This is a genomic window from Oerskovia douganii (assembly GCF_015142735.1).
Lineage (GTDB): Bacteria > Actinomycetota > Actinomycetes > Actinomycetales > Cellulomonadaceae > Oerskovia > Oerskovia douganii.
The window spans coordinates 77,454-98,547 of sequence record NZ_JACSPN010000016.1 but is presented as its reverse complement, the minus strand read 5'-3'; the positions used below and the strand labels follow the sequence as shown (position 1 = coordinate 98,547).

Here is a 21,094-nt window from a genome sequence, read left to right as displayed (position 1 = left end):
GCATCGCACGATCGAGGAGGTGGAATAGGTGAAACACACCTGCACGTCCAACAGCACCGGCACCCGCGACTTACCCAGCGCCTCGGCCGCGGCCGCGGCCGACCACTGCCGGTTCACCGACACGGCAGTGTTCGCCGCGACAGCGGGCAGGTCGGTCGCCTTCGTCCACCCCGTGGTCGAGCCCTTCGACCCGTCGTAGTTGGCCGGCTCCGCGGTGCCCGCAGCACGCCACCAGATGGATGGTGTCACGGTGCCCGACCCTGCTGTCGGCCCGGAGGCCTTGACCTGGAAAGTGTCGGTGGACTTGAGTCCGGTCGCCGGGGACGCCAGAGCAGCGCCACCCGCGCCGAAGCTGAACGTCGTCTCCCCCGAGGTCCATGCGGCCTTGTCGATCGCGCGGACCTTGAGCGTGTGCGCCCCGTTCGCCGGGTTCCACGAGATCGTGGCGGTCGGCGTTGTGCCCGTCGCTGCGATCGAGGTCCACGCACCGCCGTCGAGCGAGTATTCGAACCGAACCACGTCCGTCGAGGTCGACTTCAGCGTGAACGCGTTCGACGACGGCGCTGTGTCCTTCCACTGCCCGTTCGCATACCCCGACGCCGTGATCGTCGAGGCATTCGGCTTAACGGTGTCGACGGTAAAATTCCAGGTCTTGTAAGTCTTGGACGTCAGTGTCCCGTCGCTTGTCCATACCCGTGCGCTATAAGCAGCTCCGCTTACGAGCGCGGGCGTGGCGGATGCTGGCGCAAACTCCGACCGTCCGCCCGACGCTACGGTCGAACCCGACAGCTGGTTCCAGACGGCCGTGCCGCTCGAATTAAGGACGGAGAACAATCCCTTGATGTTGCCGCCGTCAGGATCTGCTCCCACCGCATAGAACTTGGGCTTGAGCGTCTTAGCATACAAGACCCTGTTCGCATCGGTAGAACTCGGCCACCAGGCGTACTCGCCGACCGGATGACCGTAGTTCGAGGGTGCGCTCGGGTACGAGTTGTATGTCACCCAGACCGAGGGAATGTAAGTTCCGTTGTCGGCCGAGTAGAACTTCTTCCAGCCATAGGAGTCCGACTCGTTCTCCGCTTTCACTCCCAGCGTGATCTGCGCGTCGCCACGATCAGCCGCGTACGTCATCGCACCCTTGACGTTCATCGTCGCCCAGCCCGCCCCACATGACGCGGAGTAGCCCTTGGTGGTCGAGGTCGTCAACTGCTTCGTCAACCAGGCTGGCTGGTTCGTCCATCGTGTTGCGGTCGAGATCCCCCCGGTGTGCCACAGTTCCCAGTTTCGGGCACTGCACGAGTAGGAGTGGAAGTTCCACAGCTCCATCGACGCAGCCGTGACAACCTTTCCTGCGATCTTCGACGTGGGGAAGTTGATGATGCCGCGCGCCTTGACGGTCCCGCCGTTGTAGGTGCCCATGTGCATGTACGTGCGCGCCGACGTGTCGACCGTCGAGTCCGTCTGGACATACAGGTCCAATCCCCGGTTGAGGCTCACCTGGGGGTCGATCACGACCGGGAATGTCGTTTTCGGGTCAGCCAGGATCTCCTCGACCCCTGAGAGGGACAGGGTTGCCGTCGATGCATCGATGACATGAACCGACTCGTCAAGTGTCACCGCGGCCGACAGCGGGTCCGCCTCGGTCGCGTCAACCGGATGTGGAGTCGCGGAACCGGGCTTTGCCTTGGGTTCCTTGGCGGGCGTCTCTTCGTACGCTGACTCAGTCCCGTAGAGCACGTCCAACTCGGGCAGCGGCGCTAGCCGCGGTGCGGCCGAATCGACGACCGGCGCCGACCCAAGCAAGGAGTCCGGGCGGTGCTCCTCTGCCCGCGCGTCCCACGCCAACGGCGTGGCGCCAAGACTGACCACCTCGCCTGATGCGGCAGTGATCTCCATGCCCCCGTCACTGGTCGCCGACACAGTGCCGCCCTCGGCCGTCACTGTCAGAGGATCCTCGATCGCGAGTCGGGCCGCGGCCTCGTCTTGCGCGACGAAGAACTGCTCGAAGCCCGTGTTCGTCGCCTCGACCACCAGGTCCAATCCGTCGCGCACGCCCGCATAGGTTGCGCGCTTGCCCTCGAGCATCGGCGTGGGCAAAGCGCCCGACCAGTGCAGCGCTGAGACCACCCCGGTGTCGGGATCTGTCACCGACGCGAGCTTCACGACGCCGCCGTCTACCGGATCGGCCGCACCGGAGATCTCCAGACCGGACACAGCCGCGACTGGACGGACCGTACCGTCCTCGGCTGCTGCAAGTGTCAGATCGACCTGCGCCCAGTCCGCCTCGGCCGTGCCATCTCCGCCCGTGCGCACCCACACGGGCCCCGAGCCCTGCTGTGCCGTCCACTGCCCGTTCGGCAACGCCCAGACCGAACCGAACTCCGTGCGCTGCGACAGGTCCTCCACTGGCACACCCGCCAACCGCGCGTTCACCATCGCCGAACCGGAATCTGGTGCCGTACGCGGTACGTCCGCTGGGTCCACCGCTGGCGACTCCGCAGTCACCTCAGCCATCACCGAAGCCGCAGCCGCAGGCGCGGGCAACGACACCACACCCACGCTCAGCGCTACAGCCCCCGCTATCGACGCGATCGACGCGCGCCACGCACCAGGAACACCAGAGAACGACACCAAGAACGTCATCGCGAAGCAGCCCGATCCAACGTGGCACGCACCAGCGCGTACCAAATACCGAAACCCACACCCCCTACGGGCGGGCCCCAGCCTGGCTCACAGCAAGCTCACAACCAGCGATGGTGCACGGAACATAGCCCACCCCGCATCGAACCTACGAAGACGCGAGCGGGTGAAATCCGCCCGAGGACCCATCCATACAGCAGACCCGTTCTACGGTCGGCGCGGATCTAGCGTCAACGGCTGACGTGCCTCTCCGCAGGGGTCAGTTTGAGGGCGGGCTGGTACGTCCTAGAGTCCGGTGTCGGGAGGTACATGATGACGGTGAACTTCGCAGCGCTCCAGGATGCGGTAGTCGGAGAATCGGTGGCTACTCGCTGGGCAGATGCAGTCATGGAGTGGGAGGTGGTCGGCGTCGAGTACGACCATGCGCAAGGTGGGGTCTGTGTATGTGGCAAGACCGGGCTCGTCGATCTCTTCACGATCGTGAACCAGCGCAACGGCGCTCTCCTGTTCCCGATCGGTAGCGTCTGTGTCAACAAATTCGGCCGCTCCGACCTCGACCAGGAGGTCGACGTGCTGAAGCGCTTCCTCCATCTTCGTGAAGCGATCACCGCACGCGAGTGGATCGAGCTCACGTCCGAGTACTTCTCCCGCGCCCTGATCAGGGACCTGTACGACCAGGGGGCCTTCCCGCCGAACGCATGGAACGGCGGCGACGGGTGGGGGGACTGCGACTTCTTGTTGAAGATGTTCAACAAGCACGACAAGGAAGCCATCACGGCCGCGCAGAACAGGAAGATCCGGGCCCTACTGGGGACGATCAAGACGTTCGTGCTCGCCGATGAGCGACTGATGTAGGGCCTCCGCCTGGTGGGGCCTCAAGCGTTCAGCGACGCTCGACAGCGTCGGCCCATAGCCAGGCCCATCCTTCGCGTCCGTGGGGGTCGAGGTAGCGGACCCAGACCTGACGACCGGCCCAGGCGATGGCCTCGCCGTCGACGTGCTGCTCGCCGGTTTGACGCTGGGTGATCCATGCTCGCACCGGGATGCCCTCCTCGGGACGCACGATCGCAGCCTCAACGCGTGCGAGTTGTGGCGCCTCCTCGGCGCCGTCGCGCAGCGGAACTGACTCGAACCCGGCTGGCCATCCGCCTGCCGGCGACCGTCGACGGCAACCCATCATCCCATCCTATTCGAACACCTGTTCGATTCATGACGGATACTGGATGGGTGACGATGGCCGCGCTCGAGGCGCTGGAGGCTGCTCGCGCGACCTTGCGTCGCGCCGAGCTCCGCACCGGCGTGCGCTCGTCGGCGCCGTCGGTGCCCGACATCGAGGAAGCCCCTCGGCCACTGGGAGCGATCCTCGATGGTGGCTGCCTGCCGGTCGGCACGGCGAGCGTCATCCAGGGGTCGACATCGCTGCTTCTCGCGCTGATCGCGCAGTCGCAGCGCGCCTCGGACTGGGTCGCCGTCGTCGGGGCCCCGTCGCTCGGGTACCTCGCGGCCGTGCAGGCCGGGATCTCGCTCAAGCGTCTGGCCGTGATCCCGCACGCCGGCGAGGATCCTGCCGGCATCGTCGCGGCCCTGCTCGACGGCATGCGGTACGTCGTCGTGGGGCCCCGCCACCGCGCTCAGCGCCTCCGAGCGTCGGCGCCTGCTCGCGCGCGCTCGGGAGCGCGGTGTCGGCCTGGTCAGCACGCGAGAGTGGGAGCAGGCCGCCGTGCGCCTGGACGTCGAGGCCCACCGGTGGTCGGGGGTCGACCGCGGCTCGGCCTACCTGCGTCGCTGTGAGCTTGAGGTCGCTCGCACCATCCGCGGCACCACCGATCGTTGGACCTGACGCTGTCGAACGGCGAAGGCCCTCACGGACTCGTGGAGCCGGGCAACGCACGGCTACGGCAGGCGAGCGGATCCGCGCCGCTTCGTCTGGTCGTTTGACGTTGGTTCGCCGCCCCCGAACCGTACCGTCGGAGGGCTTCGAAGGAGCGATCTGGGCCCGAGATTGCCGATCGTGAAGGCGCCCTCAGGTCGGGGCGACGTGCGTCAGCACCAGCACGTGCGCGGCGACGTCGGCCGCGAGCAGCTGGCCCGCGTCGTCGCCGAGCGCGGGCACCCACCGGCGCAGCGCTTCGACCTCGCGCTCCACGTTGCGCGCCGAGCGCTCCCACTTCACGACGACGTCGCCCGAGCCCGTCCGTACGCGCGCCACCCGGGACTGACCGTGGGGCCAGACCCATTCCTCGACGAGGGCGACCTCGGGGCCGCTCCCGACGGAGGCGGCCCAGGTCGCGGCCGCGTCGAGCAGGACGGAGGACGGCGGGAGGTCGGTGGGCATCCGACGATGCTAGGGCTCTCGGCCGTGAAAGGGGTCAGCCCGTCGGGTTGCAGCGTGCCGCGGCCGTCGCGAGGAACCCGACGTCGGGCCGCCACGGCTCCAGGTTCCACGTCGCCTTGTCGGTCGCGCCCAGGGCGTGGCAGTCGAACTGGTCGCGCATGGTCCGCGAGCCGGCCTCGGGCTCGCTCGCGACGAGCTGCGCCCACGCGGTCGCCTCGCCCACCATGCCGGACAGCCTCGCCCACGGCGTCGGGTCCACGGCGAGCGAGCGCCCGCCCTCGCGCTCGCCCCAGGTCGCGCTGCGCACGCCCTGCGCGCCGAGCCACGTCGTGACGGTCACGCTCTGCGGTGTCGGCGAGGTCTCGCCCGGGGCGCCCGACGCCGCAGCCCCCTCGGCCTGCACGTGCACCTCCGCGCGGGTCGGCTCCACGACCACGACTCCTGCACGGGCCGCAGGACCGGACGCTTCCGTCGCCTCCGGCGCGGAGAACCCGCCGAGCGTCGTGCCCGCGGCGTCGAGCACGCTGAGGCTGCCGTCGCTGTTGCGGACCAGGGAGCCGTCGGCGGGGGAGACCAGGTCGAGCGTCGCGGGGGGCGCGGCGACCGGGCCGCTGGTCGCGTCGGCGTCGCCGGCGCTCGCCGCCGGCAGGGCGAGGACGAACGCGACCCTGCTGGACCCGTCCTCGTCGGGCGTGACCGTGACCGGGGCGTCGGTGGCCCCGCCGGATTCGTCGCCCTCGTCGGTCTCGTCGGTCTCGGTGAGCGGCACCGACAGCAGCATCTCGATCCCGTCGGCCGCGAGAGTCTGCGTCGACACCTCGGGTTCGGGAGCGGGCGTCCCCGACGCGACCCCCTCGGCGGGCGAGGACGACGACGGGGCGGGAGCGGCGCCGTCGGGCAGGGAGCACCCTCCCAGGAGGACGGCCGCGAGCGCGCCGCTCACCCCGAGGGCGAGGCGCGGCCGGAGACGAGGACGGACGGCAGGAGTCACCGTGCGAGGTTATCGTCGCCGACGTCCCGGACCTGCCCCGGCGGTCCCGTTCGTGGACGCCTTCCCCCGCAGCCCCGAACCGCACGTAAACTGGCCGCACCTGTGCAGCCCCGTGCCGGTCGCCTCCCCGATGACACGCTCGTCGAACGCGCCGGCTGGCACGCCACCCCGAGGGATTCGATGACCGCCCCCAGCAACGCCCCGACGCCCGCCGCAGCGACCTCCGAGCACCGGCCGCACCTCGACACGGTCGAGCGCGCAGCCGCCACCCCCGACGAGGCGCAGCCCTTCGCGGAGCTCGGCCTCAAGCCGGACGAGTACCAGCGCATCCGCGACATCCTCGGGCGACGCCCCACGGCCGCCGAGCTCGCGATGTACTCCGTCATGTGGTCGGAGCACTGCTCGTACAAGTCGTCCAAGGTGCACCTGAGCACGTTCGGCAAGAAGACGACCGACGAGATGAAGAAGCACCTCCTCGTCGGCATCGGCGAGAACGCGGGCGTCGTCGACATCGGTGACGGCTGGGCCGTGACGTTCAAGGTCGAGTCCCACAACCACCCGAGCTTCGTCGAGCCCTACCAGGGCGCGGCGACGGGCGTCGGCGGGATCGTCCGCGACATCATCTCGATGGGTGCGCGCCCCGTGGCCGTCATGGACCAGCTCCGCTTCGGCGCGGTCGACCACCCGGACACGGCGCGCGTCGTGCACGGCGTCGTGTCGGGCGTCGGCGGCTACGGCAACTCCCTCGGCCTGCCGAACATCGGCGGCGAGCTCGTGTTCGACTCCTCGTACCAGGGCAACCCGCTCGTCAACGCGCTGTGCGTCGGCGTGCTGCGCCACGAGGACATCCACCTCGCCAACGCCTCGGGCGTGGGCAACAAGGTCGTCCTGTTCGGTGCCCGCACGGGCGGCGACGGCATCGGTGGCGCCTCGATCCTCGCGTCCGAGACGTTCGAGGACGGCGTGCCCGCCAAGCGCCCCTCGGTCCAGGTGGGCGACCCCTTCATGGAGAAGGTCCTCATCGAGTGCTGCCTCGAGCTCTACGCGGCACGCGTCGTCGAGGGCATCCAGGACCTCGGCGCGGCCGGCATCTCGTGCGCCACCTCGGAGCTCGCGTCCAACGGTGACGGCGGCATGCACGTCGAGCTCGACTCGGTCCTGCTGCGCGACCCGTCGCTCAACGCGGGCGAGATCCTCATGTCGGAATCGCAGGAGCGCATGATGGCGGTCGTCGCGCCCGACAAGCTCGACGAGTTCCTCGCGATCACGTCCAAGTGGGACGTCGAGACGTCGGTCATCGGCGAGGTCACCGGCACCGGTCGCCTCACGATCGACCACCAGGGCGAGCGCATCGTGGACGTCGACCCGCGCTCGGTCGCGCACGAGGGCCCCACGTACCACCGCCCGTACGCGCGCCCGGTGTGGATGGACGGCCTCAACGCGGACACCGTCGTGGCTGCCGGGCTCGCCCGGCCGCAGACCGCCGACGAGCTCCGCGCGACCGCGCTGCGCCTGCTCGGCTCGCCCAACCTCGCCTCGAAGGAGTGGGTCACCAACCAGTACGACCGGTTCGTCCAGGGCAACACGGCCCTCGCCCAGCCCGACGACGGCGGCGTGATCCGCGTCGACGAGACCACGGGCCTCGGGGTCGCGCTCGCGACCGACGCCAACGGCCGCTACGCCAAGCTCGACCCGCGCACGGGCGCCCAGCTCGCGCTCGCCGAGGCGTACCGCAACGTCGCCACGACGGGCGCCCGCCCCCTCGCGATCACGGACTGCCTCAACTTCGGCTCGCCCGAGGACCCCGACTCCATGTGGCAGCTCGTCGAGGCCATCGAAGGCCTGGCCGACGCGTGCCAGACCCTCGGCGTCCCCGTCACGGGCGGCAACGTCTCGCTCTACAACGGCACGGGCGAGCCCGGGCAGATCGACTCCTCGATCCACCCGACGCCCGTCGTCGGCGTCCTGGGCGTGCTCGACGACGTCGCGCACGCGACCGGGTCCGGCTGGCGCGAGGCCGGGGAGTCCGTCTACCTCCTCGGCACGACCCGCCCCGAGCTCGACGGCTCCGCCTGGGCCGACGTCGTCCACCAGCACCTGGGCGGCGTGCCCCCGCAGGTCGACCTCGCCGCCGAGCGTGCGCTGGCCGAGGTCCTCGTCAACGCGAGCCGCGACGACCTGGTCTCCGCCGCGCACGACCTCTCCGAGGGCGGCCTGATCCAGGGCCTCCTCGAGGCGTCGCTGCGCTTCGGGACCGGTGCCAAGGTCTCGATCGACGCCCTTGCCGCGCGCGACGGCGTGACCCCGTTCGAGGCCCTGTTCTCGGAGTCGACGGCCCGCGCGCTCGTCGCCGTGCCGCGCGGCGAGGAGACCAAGCTGGTCGACGCGTGCGTCGCGCGCGGCGTGCCCGTCCTCAAGATCGGCGAGACCGGCACCGAGCCCGCCGAGGTCACCGAGACCGGGGAGTCGCTCGAGATCGAGGGCATCTTCACGATCCCGCTGAGCGAGGCCGACCAGGTCTTCCGTGCGACGCTGCCGGGGATCTTCGGCTGACCCGCTGCTGAGCCGTCCGAGGGGCGGGGTGCGAGACCTGGTCTCCGCGCCCCGCCCCTCGGCGTTCGCGCCAGACTCCGCCAGACTCCGCCAGCGTCCGCCACAGCGGCGCGAGAGTCGTCGTCGCTCGGTCGCCCACGGTGACGCGCGCCCCACCCTTCTCGCGCGAGATGCGGCCAACTGGGGTGCGCGACGGCCTCGAACCCCAGTTGGCCGAATCTCGACGGGCGTCCGTCGGCATGACCCACCGCATCACGCCGGGTGGGACCCGTGGGCACTCCCGGCGGTGAGGGCCCGGGCAGGTCAGGACGGTTCTGCGAGGAGGGCATGTGCGATGCGTCGGACGTCGTCGTCGAGGACGGCCAGGCTGGCGTTCGGAAAGTCGCCGATGCGGTGCCACGTGTGCGACTCGTACTCGTCGGCCGCGAGGACGAGCCCTTGCAGGTCACCCGACACGTCGTACCCGAAGTGCCGGAGAGCCCAGGTCGCGAACGTCCTGGGTGAGAGGCGGCCCGCGAGCACCGCCTCTGCCTGGCGGCCAAGGAGGTGGCGGCTCAGCGCGTCGCGCCCGACCGGGAGGTCGAGCCCCAGCTCCGCGACGACGTCGGCGACCGTGAGCTGGACGACCTCGCGCGGCGCGTCCCGGTAGAGCCCTGCGAGGTCGCGCAGCGCGGGTGAGTCGAGGCCCGCGACGAGCGCGTCGCACGCCGCGTCGACGACGTCCTGCCCGTGGCGGTGGCCTTGCCACGCCCACTGGGCGAGGGCTTCGAGGAAGGTGTTCCGCGCGTCGTCCGTCATACCGCCGAGCCTAGGGAGCCGGGCGCTGGGTGAGCGAGGGGATTCGAGGTTCTGGTCCGTCCCGTCCCGGCAGCGACCGCCCGGCCGTGAGATGGCGGAAGTGTCCGGTTCTGGCGCGGATTCGCAGACACTTCTCCCATCTCGCGCACGGGGGCACCGACCGGGCCGAGGCGTTCTTCACACGATCGCACCGCGGGCTGCACAGGGCTCCCGCACCGGCGGGGACCGACCGGCCCGGAACCGCGCGAACCGGTCGATAGGGTCGCTGCATGACACACGGTGCAGGTGTCCCCGTGAGCGGATCCGTCGTGACCGAGGAGCGCGGTCCGTCCAGTGCGCGTCGCGTCGGCGGGATCGTGTGGACGGTCGTGCTGGCGCTGTGCCTCGTCGGGGTGGGTGCGCTCACGCTCGCGCGCGCCCTGGGGCTCGACGGCGTGACGCCCCTCGCGCAGCTCGTCTCCGCCACGCCGTGGGTGGCCCTCGCGGCGCTCGTGGTGCTGCTGCTCTCGTTGAGCCGGCGGCGGTGGGTGCTCAGCACGATCGCGGGGGTGCTCGTCGTCGCGCACGCGGTGTGGCTCGTGCCGTTCTTCGTGCCGGGGCCGGGCACCGCTCCCGGTGCGGACGGGACGCTGCGCGTCATGGCGACGAACGTCTTTTACGGGCGGGCCGACGCGCTGGCCGTGGTCGACGCGGTCCGGGCGGAGGAGGTCGAGCTGCTGAGCGTGGTCGAGCTGAGCGCGGAGTTCGAGGCCGAGCTCGTGGCCGCCGGGATCGAGGACCTGCTGCCGTACTCGTGGACGCGGCTCCACCCGACCGAGGACGCCGCGGGCAGCGGGCTGTGGAGCGCGACCCCGCTGTCCGACGAGCGGGACGGGGTGGCGAGCCGCTTCCACCAGCCGAGCGCCGTCGTCGGGCTGGACGGGACGGACGTGCGCGTCACGGCCGCCCACCCGCACCCGCCGACCCCCGGAGCGGTCGACCTGTGGGCGGAGGACCTCGCGCTGCTGCGCGAGGAGGCGCACGCCGACCCGACGCCGCAGATCCTGCTCGGCGACTTCAACGCGACCCACGACCACTCGGCGTTCCGCGACCTGCTCGGCGGCCGCTTCGCCGACGCGACGCGGCTCGCGGGCGACGGCCTCAACCTCTCGTGGCCCGCAGGCCGCAGCCACCCGCCCCTCGTCGACCTGGACCACGTGGTGGTCGACGAGGGGATGCGCGTCGGCGACGTCGGGCAGGTCGAGATCCCCGGGACGGACCACCTGGCGATCCTGGCGACCGTCCAGGTCAGGCCCTAGGTTGGTGGCATGAGCGACGACGAGACCGCCACCACGTACGAGTCGCGGCTGCGCGACCTCCTCGAGCACCGCATGGAGTCGGGCCGCGTCCTGTCCGAGCGCGCCGAACAGGTCGCCGCCGCCAAGGCGCAGCTCGAGGACGCCGAGCGCGACTACGCGCTCGCGTTCTCCGACGCTCTCGCGGCGGGGTGGACAGAGGCCGAGCTGCGCAAGGTCTTCAAGTCCCTGGGCGTCCCCGTGCCCACCCGGCCGCGCCGCAGCAAGAGCACGGGGGTCAAGGCGCAGCCGCCCGTCCCCAAGCCGCCCGTCGTGACGGCCCTGGCGCGGCGGCACGACGACACCGAGGTCATCGACGTGATCACGGCCTGACGCAGCCCTGCGTCACGCCTCCCGGAACCCTGCCCCTCGCTCGGCGAGCTCTTCGCCCAGGATCCGGATCGCCCGGGGCCCGACCCCGTGGATCGCGAGCAGCTCCTGGGTGGTCGCGCGCGTGAGGTCCTCGTAGCGGGTGTACCCGTGATGGGCGAGCTCACGCGTCGCGACCTTGCCGATGCGCGGCGTGAGGTCGCTGGGCGGGACGGCGGCGCGATCGTCGGTCATGGCGTGATCCTCTCGGTCGGCCCGCCGACGGGCGGGGACGTCCAGCATCACCGAGTACCCACCGTGCCCGCGACCCCGGTGACCGCATCCGGTCCCGGCACGGCCGGCGCCACGGAGGAAGGGCGCGGCCACGGCGCCCACACCGGCACGTACCGCCAGAACACCGCCCCGCCCGCGGCCGACGCCGCGCCGACCACGAGCGCCGCGGCCCCCAGCGGCGCCACGAGGGCGGTGCCCGCGACGACGAGCGGACCCGCGAAGGCGCCCGCGTCGTGCAGGAGCCGCCACGCCCCGAAGAACTCGGCGCGCTGCCCGGGCGGTGCGACGTCGGCCCCCAGGGTCATGATGACGCCGTTGCTCAGCCCGTTCCCGAGGCCCAGCACCAGGGCCACCACGGTCAGGGACGCGACACCCCCGGCGAGGGGCAGCGCGAGGTACCCCGCGGCCAGGACGGCGAGCGACGGGACGGCGAGCGCGCGTCGCCCGAACCGGTCCATGAGGTACCCCGCCGGGATCGACACGAGGACGTCGAGCGCGGCGCTGGCCCCGAACACCAGGCTCGTGGTCGCGGCGTCGACCCCCAGGAGGTCGGCCCACAGCGGCAGGACCACGGTGCGGGCCGTGCGCGACAACCCCATGAGCGCGGCCCCGAGCCCGAGCGTGCGCAGGAGCCGGCGGTGCTCGACGAGAACGCGCCACAGCCCCGCCTCCCGGGCGAGCGGGTCGCCCGGTGTACCGGGCGTGCGGGGCGAGCGTCCGACGTCGGGCACGCGGCCCATGAGGACCGCCGCGACGCACACGGCCACGAGCTGGACCGCGAACCCGCCCCGCGTCCCGACGGCGAGGATCGCGGCCGCACCCAGGATCGGCCCTGCGAGGAACCCGACCCGCATCATGGCCGCGACGCTCGACATGATGCGGGCCCGGCGCGCGAAGGGCACGGCCTCGGCGAGGTACGTCTGGCGCGCGAGACCCCACACGGCCTGGGACAGGCCCGCGAGGAACACGCCGACCGCGAGCGAGACCACCGACCACGAGATCAGGCACAGCGCCACGCCGAGCACCGCGAGGACCCCCGCCCCGACGATCGAGCGCCGCTCGCCGAAGCGCGAGACGACGCGCCCCGCGGGCAGGTCGCCGACGAGCTGGCCGAGACCGGCGAGCGCGACGACCAGTCCCGCGACGCCCAGGGACGCGCTGTGCTCGCGTGCCGCGAGCGCTACGACCGGCGCGGCCGCGCCCTGGGCGACGCCCCAGACGGCGGCGGGCACGTGGACGGTCCACGCCAGCCTGACCGGCGGGGCGCTCGGGCGCGTGCTCACGCGAGGGCCGGCTCCGTGGTCCGGGCACCCTCCTGCCCGACGGCGTCGCTCGCCTCGTCCGGTGCGCTCGCCTGCGCGCTCGCCTCGTGCGGGGCATCGGCGGTCGAGGCGTACCGGCTCGCGGGGCGCTCGAGGCCGAGGTGGTCGCGCAGCGTCGTCCCCTCGTACTCCGTCCGGAACAGGCCGCGCTCGCGCAGGATCGGGACGACGTGGTCCGCGAACGCGTCCAGGCCGCCCGGGAGGTACGGCGGCATGACGTTGAAGCCGTCGGCAGCGCCCTGCGTGAACCACTCCTCGATCGTGTCCGCGACCTGCTCGGGCGTGCCCGCGACGACCCGGTGCCCGCGCGCCCCCGCGAGGCGGTGGAGCAGCCCGCGGACCGTGGGCTGCTCGCGCTCGACGATGCCCGCGACGACCTGGAGGCGGCTGCGCGAGTTGTCGGTCACGTCGCCCGCGTCGGCGAACAGCTCGGTCGGGACGGGGCCGTCGAGCTGCGCGTGGTCGAGCCGGACGCCCGTGAGCTTCTCGAGCTGGCGCAGCCCGTACTCGGGGACCGTGAGCTCGTTGAACTCGCGCTCCAGGGCGCGGGCCTCGTCCTCGGTCGACGCGATGAACGGGCTGATCCCGGGGAGGATCTTGACCGCGTCGCGCGAGCGGCCCAGGGCCTCGGCCCCGGCCTTGATGTCGGCGTAGAAGGCCTGCGCGTCGGACAGCCGCTGGTGAGCGGTGAAGATGGCCTCGGCGTAGCGGCTCGCGAACGCCCTGCCCTCGTTCGACGCGCCCGCCTGCACCAGGACCGGGTGCCCCTGCGGCGAGCGGGCAGCGTTGAACGCGCCCTCGACCCGCAGGTGCTCGCCGCGGAAGGCCGCGTCGTGGATCTTCGCCGGGTCGGCGTAGCGGCCCGCCGCACGGTCGATCAGGACCGCGTCGTCCTCCCAGCTGTCCCAGAGCCGGGTGGTGACCTCGACGAACTCGGCCGCCCGCGCGTACCGCTCGACGTGGTCGGGGTGCGAGTCCAGCCCGAAGTTGCGGGCCGCGTCCTCGCTCGCGGTCGTGACGATGTTCCACCCCGCTCGCCCGTCGCTCAGGTGGTCGAGCGTCGAGAAGAGCCGCGCCAGGTTGTACGGGTCGTAGAACGTGGTCGACGCGGTCGCGATCAGGCCGATCCGCGTCGTCGCGGCCGCGATCGACGCGAGCGTCAGGATCGGTTCGAGGCGACCCACGCTGTTGAACTCGACGCCGTCGTGCAGGACGGGGCCGTCGGCGAAGAACACCGCGTCGAACGTCGCGGCCTCCGCCCGGCGGGCGAGCTCGGTGTAGAAGTCGGCCGTGAAGATGCGCTCGGGCTGGGTGTCCGGGTGGCGCCAGGCCGCCTCGTGGTGGCCGGCCGGGTGGATGAAGAGGTTCAGGCTGAGCTGGCGGGGCTGCTGGGTCATGGTGCGTCCTCTGGTCGTGGGTGCGGGTGGTCGTGCTCGGGTGGTCCTGCGCCGGGTGGGCGTGCGGGTCAGGTCGTGCGCCAGCGCGAGAAGTGCCGTTCGAGGCTCACGAGCACGGCGTTGATCGAGACGCCGACGAGCGAGATCGCGATGATCCCGGCGTACATGTTCGTGATCTGGAAGTTGAACTGCGCGTAGGTGATGAGGTACCCGAGGCCGGCCTTGGCCCCGACCATCTCGGCGGCGATGAGCACCAGGATCGAGCTCGTCCCGGCCATGCGGATCCCCGTGAAGATCGTGGGGACCGCGGCCGGCAGGACGACCTTCTGGAACAGCCGCACGGGAGGCAGCCCGAGGGAGCGGGCCGACTTCACGAGGAGCGGGTCGACCGTCCGGACCCCCGCGATCGTGTTGAGCAGGATCGGGAAGAAGCACGCGTAGACGACGAGCGTGATCTTCGACGTCTCGCCGATCCCCAGGATCAGGATGAAGACGGGCAGGAGGGCCAGGGCCGCGGTGTTGCGGAACAGCTCGAGGAACGGGCCGAGGAACTGGGCGACCCCCGCCCACCACCCGATCGCGATGCCCAGCGGGATCGCGAGCAGGACCGCGATCGTGAAGCCCGTGCCGGCCCGGGTCAGGCTCGTCCCCACGTGCTTGCCCAGCTCGCCGCTCACGAGCAGCCCCCAGAACGACTCGAGGACCGCGCTGAGCGGCGGCAGGAAGACCTGGTCGACGAGCCCGACGCGAGGCGCCACCTCCCAGATCACCAGGAAGAGCACGATCGCGGCCGAGGCGCGCAGGACACGGACCCCGGCCCCGCGCAGGCGGGCGCCGAACGATGGTGTCGGGTCGTCGGCCGTGAGCACCTGACGGCGACCGAGCGTGGGCGGGTCGGCGAACGCGACGGTGTCCACGGCCGACGGCGTCGGGGGCGTGGTGGTCACAGGACGTACCTCGCGCCCGGGGGCGTGCGGGGCCGTGGAGCTAGACATGGGCGTCCTCCTTCGGTGAGTGGAGCGCGCTCCACACCTCGTGCCGGTACCGGCCGAAGCGCGCCGACGAACGGACGTCGTCGTGCTCGCCGTCGTCGCTGCCAGGGTCTGCGGCCCCTGCGAGGTCCACGTCGATCACGGTCTGCAACCGCCCCGGGCGGGGCGTCATGACCGCGACGCGCTGCCCGAGGTACACCGACTCCTCGATGCCGTGCGTGATGAAGACGATCGTCTTGCCCGTCGCGCGCCAGATCCGCAGGAGCTCGTCCTGGAGGGACTCGCGCGTCTGGGCGTCGAGGGCCGCGAAGGGCTCGTCCATGAGGAGTACCTCGGGGTCGAACGCGAGGCTGCGCGCGATCGCGACCCGTTGCTTCATGCCGCCCGACAGCTCGTGCGGGTACCGGTCCGCGAAGGCAGTGAGTCCCACGAGGTCGAGGTACTCGTCCGCGACCCGGGCACGAGCAGCCCGCGCGACGCCCTTGGCCTCGAGCCCGAACTCGACGTTCGCGCGGGCCGAGCGCCAGGGGAGCAGCGCGTACTGCTGGAACACGACGCCCCGGTCCAGGCCCGGTCCCGTGACGGGCTCGCCGTCGAGCAGGATGCGACCCGACGTCGGCTCGGTGAGTCCGCCGAGCAGGTCCAGCAGGGTCGACTTGCCGCAGCCCGAGGGGCCGACGACCGTCAGGAACTCGCCCGCTCGGACGTCGAGCGTGAAGTCCTCGACGGCCGTGAACCGCTTGCGCGCCCCGCGGCCGGCCGTCGCGTCGCGCACGATGAACTCCTTGCGCACGTGCTCGAGGCGCAGCCTGGGGACGGTGCCGGGGACCGTGTCCGACGGCGCCGGAGCGGGTGCGACGGCCTCCACGGTGCCGGCCCCGCTCACGGCGCGACCTCGACCGGCTCGCCGTCGGGGCCCGCGTCCTTCGCGTAGGTGCCGTTCGCGTACGGGTTGTGCTCGTTGGTGTAGATGTCGTCGGGGGAGAACCGGTCCTTCTCCAGCTCGCCCTCGCGGACGAGCCAGTCGATCCACGTCGCGATCTCCTCCTCGGCGATCACGCCGCCCGGGGCCGTGATGCTCGCCGACTTCCAGTACGGCACCAGGTCTGTGTTCTCGCCGCGCCCACGCCCCTCGATGATCTTCGTGTACCGCGCGCGGACCTCCTCGACCGGGGTGACCTGCGCCCACCGGATCGCGCGCGCCGTGCCCTGCACGAAGTCCTCCACGACCTCGGGGTTCTTCTCGACGTACTCGTCACGGAAGATGTACGTCCCGTAGGAGAAGTTCCCGTACAGCGAGGTCTCGCTGAAGAGCTGCGTGATCCCGCCGCGCTCCAGGGCCTTGTCCTGGAAGACGCGCGAGAGCCCCACGACGTCGACCTGCCCCTCGCGCAGCACCTGCTCGGCGTTGACGGGCGGGACGACGACGAGCTCGACCTGGTCGATCTCCTCCGCGGTCAGCCCGCCGCGCGAGAGCCACTCGCGGATGAGGAACTCGCTCTGCGCACCCAGCGTGTTGACCCCGATCGACTTCCCGACGAGGTCGCGGGGCTCGGTGATGGGGCTGCCCTCGACCGTGTAGAAGCCGCCGTAGGACAGCTCGTCCGAGCCGTAGTAGGAGATGACGGACGTGATGGGCGAGCCGGACGCCTTGAGCTTGACGATCGCCCCGTTGAACGCACCACCAAAGTCGGTCGAGCCCGTCGCCGCGGCCTGGATGCTCTGCGGGCCGCCCGTCGAGTCGCCGACCCACTCGAGCTCGACGCGCTCGTAGTAGCCGAGGTCCGCCGCGAGCTCGGGGAACGTCACCTGCCCGACCGAGCCGTCGTAGCGCAGGACGGCCTTGCCGGACTCGCCGACGACGGCCTCCTCGGCGCTCGCGGCCGAGCAGGCCACGAGCACCGCGGCGAGGCCCACGGTCACGGCGGCCCGCAGTGCGGTGCGAGCCAGTCGGCGGGCATGGGGTCTGAGGGTGCGGGGCATGGGAGCTCCAGGTCTTCGGGTACGGGGGCCGACCGGTCGTGGGTACGCCGGCGGCAGGGAGGGAAGGGAGGCGCTCGGTGCGTGAGACCGCCTGCGGGCGCGAGATTCCGGCGGCGGTACGGCGTGAGCGGGATGGTGAGGGTGCGAGGTGCGCGGATCAACCGGCCGTCAGCGCGAGCTGCGGCCGGGCCGGGGCAGGGCTACCGACAGAGACAGCCCGCGACGAGGCGCAGGTCGACGGCGCGGCGCACCACGAGGCGCACCGGTGTCCCGGGGTGCTCGTGGGCCCTGACGTCGAAGCGCATGGCGGTGATCCTGTCGGCCCGCGCAGGCCCGGCACAAGCCCCCATCCGGTCTCCGAGACGATGTTTCGCCCGGTTTCTCCGGGTGAACGGACTCCCCACGCCATCGCACTCGTCGAGCGCGGACTGAGCGTCGTGGTCGTCGCCTCGCCGCGGACCGCTAGGCTCGCCGGACTCTTCCCGACAAACGACGGAGTCCTCACGTGTCCTTCCTTGCACGCCTTGTCGGCAGGGCCTCCGCGGACCCGACGCGGTGGACGACCCTCTGGCAGGTGCTCGCTCCCTACGGAGGGCGCGTGACGCCGTCGAGCACAGAGAACTGGCAGCAGGCGTCGGACACCATGGGCGTCACCGCGCTCCGCGAGGCCGACAAGCAGCTGGTCGAGGCGTACGCGCTGTTGGACACCGAGCAGCATGCGCGCGTCGTGGGCTACGTCGGCACAGACGCCCCTTTCGCGCGGAGCCGTTTCGTGCGAACCCTGGACGCCGTGATCGTGGCTGGCCCGGAGGCAGTCTCGCGAGTGGTCGCCGACCCGTCGGCCCTGAGGTCCTACGACACCCTCCCGGTGCACGAACCGTACTCCGAGGCGAACCTAGAAGCGGGGTCGCTCGCGGGCCAGATCGCCGCGGCGGTGGCGCGGAAGGGCTCACCTTTCGTCCCGCGCAGCATCCGGGTCGGTCAGCTCGACCGGCGCCGCGGCGCGCAGTGGCCCAGCAGGCAGGACGGATCGCCGGACTGGCGGGATCCCGAGGTCGGGTGGCTCTTCCTCGACGCGAGCCCCCTGTGCGACGCGGGCACGGGCGAGAACGAGGACGGCCCGACAAGTTGGTACACCGCCGGGTCGGTGGCTGCGGGGCGCATCTTCCGCGCACTGCACGTGGTCGCAGGCGACGGGTTCGATGCGCAGCGTCCACAGCACCTGAGGTACGTCCAGGTCGAGATCGATCTGGACGAGGCGGAGATGACCGGCGACCGGGGACCGTTCATCGCACCTGGGATGGAGGACGCCTCCCTGGTCATCGACGACGAGGGCGTCTTCCTGACGACCTTGGTCAGCACGGAGGATGCGAGGCTCGAGGAGTTCGACGCCCGCGTGGACCTGCTCACCCGACACGTCGCGGGGACCCTCGCGCAACCGTCGATCGGGTTCCCGCCGGCAGAGCTCGCGATCCTGCAGCGGGTCGCGGCAGCCGGGGTCTGACGCGAGAGGGGAGTTCGCGGTCGAACGCTCCGTCGTGGTCGATCACGCGAGCGACCGGACCGCCTCGATCGTGTCCGCCTCGTCAGCCGTCTTGTCGTCGCGGTAGCGCAGCACGCGGGCGAACCGCAGCGCGAGCCCGCCCGGGTAGCGCGTGGAGCGCTGGAGCCCGTCGAACGCGATCTCGACGACCTGCTCGGGCCGCAGGGTCACGGTCCAGCCGTCGTCGGAGACCTCGAGCTCGCGGAAGCGCTCGGTCTGCCAGCGCAGCATCTCGTCGGTCATGCCCTTGAACGTCTTGCCGAGCATCACGAACCCGCCCTCGGGGTCGCGTGCGCCCAGGTGGATGTTGGACAGCAGGCCCGTCCGGCGGCCCGACCCCCGCTCGACCGCGAGCACCACGAGGTCGAGCGTGTGCCGCGGCTTGACCTTGACCCACCCGGCGCCGCGGCGCCCGGCCGCGTAGGGCGCGTCGAGCGACTTCACGACCACGCCCTCCTGCCCCTCGCGCACCGCCTCGGCGAAGTACTCGTGCGCGGCCCCGGGGGAGGACGTCGTGAGGCGGTGCACCGTGAAGGAGTCCGCGACGCGGTCGAGCACGGCGAGCCGTTCGCGCAGCGGGGCGTCGATGAGGTCCCGGCCCTCGGCGTGCAGCACGTCGAAGAAGTACGGGCGCAGCGCGAGCGCCCCCGCGAGAGCGGCCTCTCTCGCCTCGCCGCTCGCGCCGGGCGCGTCGCGCGTGGCTGAGCGGGCGGCTGTCTCCTGGAACGGCCTGGCCACCCCGTCCGGCCCGACGACGAGGGCCTCCCCGTCCAGCACGAACCGGTCCGAGGCCAGGGAGCGGGCGTCCGCCACGATCTCGGGGACGCGCGCGGTGATGTCGTCGAGCGAGCGCGTGAACACGCGCACGTCGTCGCCGTCACGGTGGACCTGGATGCGGATCCCGTCGAGCTTCACGTCGACCGACACGCGATGTCCCGGGTCGTCCGCACCGGGCGGCACACCGAGCTTGTCGAACGCCGCCGCCACGTCGGGGGCCGACTGCGCGAGCATGGGGCGCACGGGGCGACCCACCTCGAGCCCGAACCCGGCCAGGGCGGTGAGCGCCGCCGTCGGGCCGGGGGCTTCGAGCGCTGCGCGCGCGACCGGACCCGATGCCCCGCGCAGCATGACCGCGCGGCGCACCGCGTCGACCGGGACCCCCGCCGCCTCGGCGACCGCGTCCACGACCAGGGCGTCGAGCGCCCCCTGCCGCAGGTCGCCCGCGACCAGGCCGCGCAGGAACGACTGCTCGCGCTCGGTCGCCGCCGCGAACAGCGCCCTGGCCGCGGCGGACCGCGCCGTGTCCGAGCCCGGGCCGGAGAGCGCGGCCATCTCCTCGAAGGTCGCGTCGACCGCCCGGACCGTGAGCGTCGCGGACGCGGCAGGCGGCGGGAGCGAGCGCAACGACGCCCACCCGAGCCCCGTGCGCCGCTGCCGCAGCTCGCCCGCGAGGTAGGACACGACGATCTCGACGTCGTCGCCCGCCTCCCCGTCCTCCGTCGCGGCACGACGCAGCAGGTCGGCCAGCGCCGCGCGCTTGGCGAGGCGCGAGCGGGTCGCGGCGACGGCGTCGGACGTGGCGGCGACCTCGGCGAGCAGCATGCCTCATCCTCGCGCCGCGGTCCCCGGCCCGCACGGGCAGCCACGCGACCGGGCGCTGCGGCAGCCCCGGCGCTACGCTGCCCACGACCGTCGACGAAGGAGTGGGACGTGGAGATCGCGGGCAAGGTCGCGCTGGTGACCGGAGGGGCCTCGGGCCTGGGGCGGGCGACCGTCGAGGAGCTGGTCGGCGCCGGGGCGCGGGTCGTGGTCGCGGACCTGGCGGGTTCGCCCGGCCAGGCGCTCGCGGACTCCCTGGGGGATGCGGTGCGGTTCGTGCCGACCGACGTCACGAGCGAGGACGACGTGTCCAGGGCCCTCGATGCCGCCACCGACCTGGGCGGGCTGCACGTCGCGGTGAGCTGCGCGGGGATCGTGCTCGCGCGGCGCGTGCTCGGCAGGAACGGGGTGCACGACCTCGCGTCGTTCCAGCAGGTCGTGACCGTGAACCTCGTCGGGACGTTCAACGTCGCGCGGCTCGCGGCCGAACGCATGGTCACGCCGGGCGGTCCCGCGGACGGAGACGTCCCCGAGGAGCGCGGGGTCATCGTCAACACCGCGTCGGTCGCGGCGTTCGACGGTCAGGTGGGCCAGGCGGCGTACGCGGCGTCGAAGGGTGGGGTCGCGGCCATGACGCTGCCGCTCGCGCGCGACCTCGCGGACCTGCGCATCCGTGTCATGACCATCGCGCCCGGCATCTTCAGCACGCCCATGATGGCGTCGTTGCCGTCCGGTGCCCAGGAGTCGCTCGCGGCCCAGGTGCCGCACCCCCGCCGGCTCGGCCGCCCGGAGGAGTTCGCCCGCCTGGTCCGCACGATCGTCGAGAACCCCATGCTCAACGGCGAGGTGATCCGCCTCGACGGCGGCATCCGGATGGCGCCGCGCTAGCCCTTCGCTCTCAGCGACCTCGGTGCCCGTCTCGACCAGCTCCCGTCCCAATCTCTACTGATTCGGTCCAGAATGCGGGACGGTCGGGGTGACCTGTTGACGCCCCCCGTGCCCGG

General features: G+C 72.0%; 19 protein-coding genes. 7 read left to right on the top strand and 12 right to left on the bottom strand.

The window, feature by feature from the left end:
- Positions 1-2,436 (bottom strand): hypothetical protein (locus H9623_RS12950; protein WP_227748617.1); only part of this gene is annotated, 2,436 nt, incomplete at its 3' end.
- 516 nt (positions 2,437-2,952) lie between these two features.
- Here H9623_RS12950 and H9623_RS12945 point away from each other — a divergent pair.
- Entirely contained in the window at positions 2,953-3,495 is a 543-nt protein-coding gene (locus H9623_RS12945) for a hypothetical protein (RefSeq protein ID WP_193720453.1), read from the top strand.
- A gap of 28 nt (positions 3,496-3,523) precedes the next feature.
- Here the strand turns inward: H9623_RS12945 and H9623_RS12940 are convergent, their stop codons facing one another.
- A complete protein-coding gene (locus tag H9623_RS12940; RefSeq protein ID WP_193720452.1) occupies positions 3,524-3,703 on the bottom strand; it encodes a hypothetical protein in 180 nt (59 codons plus the stop codon).
- Between the two features lie 146 nt (positions 3,704-3,849).
- On the opposite strand from H9623_RS12940, the gene H9623_RS12935 reads away from it, so the two are divergent.
- Entirely contained in the window at positions 3,850-4,431 is a 582-nt protein-coding gene (locus H9623_RS12935) for a hypothetical protein (protein ID WP_227748616.1), read from the top strand.
- A gap of 232 nt (positions 4,432-4,663) precedes the next feature.
- On the opposite strand, the gene H9623_RS12930 is transcribed toward H9623_RS12935, so the two are convergent.
- Complete coding sequence (locus tag H9623_RS12930; protein WP_193720450.1) at positions 4,664-4,975, bottom strand: hypothetical protein; 312 nt, start codon at positions 4,973-4,975, stop codon at positions 4,664-4,666.
- A 34-nt stretch (positions 4,976-5,009) separates the two neighbouring features.
- A complete protein-coding gene (locus tag H9623_RS12925; protein ID WP_321575433.1) occupies positions 5,010-5,966 on the bottom strand; it encodes a DUF2599 domain-containing protein in 957 nt (318 codons plus the stop codon).
- Between the two features lie 180 nt (positions 5,967-6,146).
- Here H9623_RS12925 and purL point away from each other — a divergent pair, with 180 nt between their 5' ends.
- Complete coding sequence (gene purL / locus H9623_RS12920; protein WP_193720449.1) at positions 6,147-8,519, top strand: phosphoribosylformylglycinamidine synthase subunit PurL; 2,373 nt, start codon at positions 6,147-6,149, stop codon at positions 8,517-8,519.
- Between the two features lie 303 nt (positions 8,520-8,822).
- Here the strand turns inward: purL and H9623_RS12915 are convergent, their stop codons facing one another.
- Positions 8,823-9,317: a hypothetical protein gene (locus tag H9623_RS12915; RefSeq protein ID WP_193720448.1), complete on the bottom strand. Its 495-nt coding sequence runs from the start codon at positions 9,315-9,317 to the stop codon at positions 8,823-8,825.
- A gap of 269 nt (positions 9,318-9,586) precedes the next feature.
- On the opposite strand from H9623_RS12915, the gene H9623_RS12910 reads away from it, so the two are divergent.
- Both H9623_RS12910 and H9623_RS12905 read left to right on the top strand, forming a co-directional pair.
- Positions 9,587-10,615, top strand: a complete 1,029-nt coding sequence (locus tag H9623_RS12910; protein ID WP_193720447.1) for an endonuclease/exonuclease/phosphatase family protein — start codon at positions 9,587-9,589, stop codon at positions 10,613-10,615.
- A 9-nt stretch (positions 10,616-10,624) separates the two neighbouring features.
- Positions 10,625-10,984: a hypothetical protein gene (locus H9623_RS12905; protein WP_193720446.1), complete on the top strand. Its 360-nt coding sequence runs from the start codon at positions 10,625-10,627 to the stop codon at positions 10,982-10,984.
- Between the two features lie 12 nt (positions 10,985-10,996).
- Here H9623_RS12905 and H9623_RS12900 read toward each other — a convergent pair whose 3' ends face one another.
- From H9623_RS12900 to H9623_RS12875, 6 genes are all read right to left on the bottom strand, one after another.
- The gene (locus H9623_RS12900) at positions 10,997-11,215 is read right to left on the bottom strand and encodes a helix-hairpin-helix domain-containing protein (RefSeq protein WP_193720445.1); all 219 of its coding nucleotides are present in this window, start codon (positions 11,213-11,215) and stop codon (positions 10,997-10,999) included.
- 47 nt (positions 11,216-11,262) lie between these two features.
- On the bottom strand, positions 11,263-12,537 hold the full coding sequence (locus tag H9623_RS12895) for an MFS transporter (RefSeq protein WP_193720444.1): 1,275 nt from the start codon (positions 12,535-12,537) through the stop codon (positions 11,263-11,265).
- Positions 12,534-13,973 (bottom strand): LLM class flavin-dependent oxidoreductase, encoded by a 1,440-nt coding sequence (locus tag H9623_RS12890; protein WP_193720443.1) that lies wholly within the window; start codon positions 13,971-13,973, stop codon positions 12,534-12,536. Before H9623_RS12890 ends, H9623_RS12895 begins: the two co-directional genes overlap by 4 nt.
- A 68-nt stretch (positions 13,974-14,041) precedes the next feature.
- The gene (locus H9623_RS12885; RefSeq protein WP_193720442.1) at positions 14,042-14,968 is read right to left on the bottom strand and encodes an ABC transporter permease; all 927 of its coding nucleotides are present in this window, start codon (positions 14,966-14,968) and stop codon (positions 14,042-14,044) included.
- Complete coding sequence (locus H9623_RS12880; protein WP_193720462.1) at positions 14,961-15,833, bottom strand: ABC transporter ATP-binding protein; 873 nt, start codon at positions 15,831-15,833, stop codon at positions 14,961-14,963. Before H9623_RS12880 ends, H9623_RS12885 begins: the two co-directional genes overlap by 8 nt.
- 14 nt (positions 15,834-15,847) lie before the next feature.
- Positions 15,848-16,948 (bottom strand): ABC transporter substrate-binding protein, encoded by a 1,101-nt coding sequence (locus H9623_RS12875; protein ID WP_193720441.1) that lies wholly within the window; start codon positions 16,946-16,948, stop codon positions 15,848-15,850.
- Positions 16,949-17,522: 574 nt separating this feature from the next.
- Here H9623_RS12875 and H9623_RS12870 point away from each other — a divergent pair.
- Positions 17,523-18,452, top strand: coding sequence for a hypothetical protein (locus H9623_RS12870; RefSeq protein ID WP_193720440.1), 930 nt, complete (start codon positions 17,523-17,525; stop codon positions 18,450-18,452).
- Between the two features lie 42 nt (positions 18,453-18,494).
- Here H9623_RS12870 and H9623_RS12865 read toward each other — a convergent pair whose 3' ends face one another.
- Positions 18,495-20,093 (bottom strand): ATP-dependent DNA ligase, encoded by a 1,599-nt coding sequence (locus tag H9623_RS12865; protein WP_193720439.1) that lies wholly within the window; start codon positions 20,091-20,093, stop codon positions 18,495-18,497.
- Positions 20,094-20,201: 108 nt separating this feature from the next.
- Here H9623_RS12865 and H9623_RS12860 point away from each other — a divergent pair, with 108 nt between their 5' ends.
- Positions 20,202-20,978 (top strand): 3-hydroxyacyl-CoA dehydrogenase, encoded by a 777-nt coding sequence (locus H9623_RS12860; RefSeq protein WP_193720438.1) that lies wholly within the window; start codon positions 20,202-20,204, stop codon positions 20,976-20,978.
- Positions 20,979-21,094: the final 116 nt, after the last annotated feature.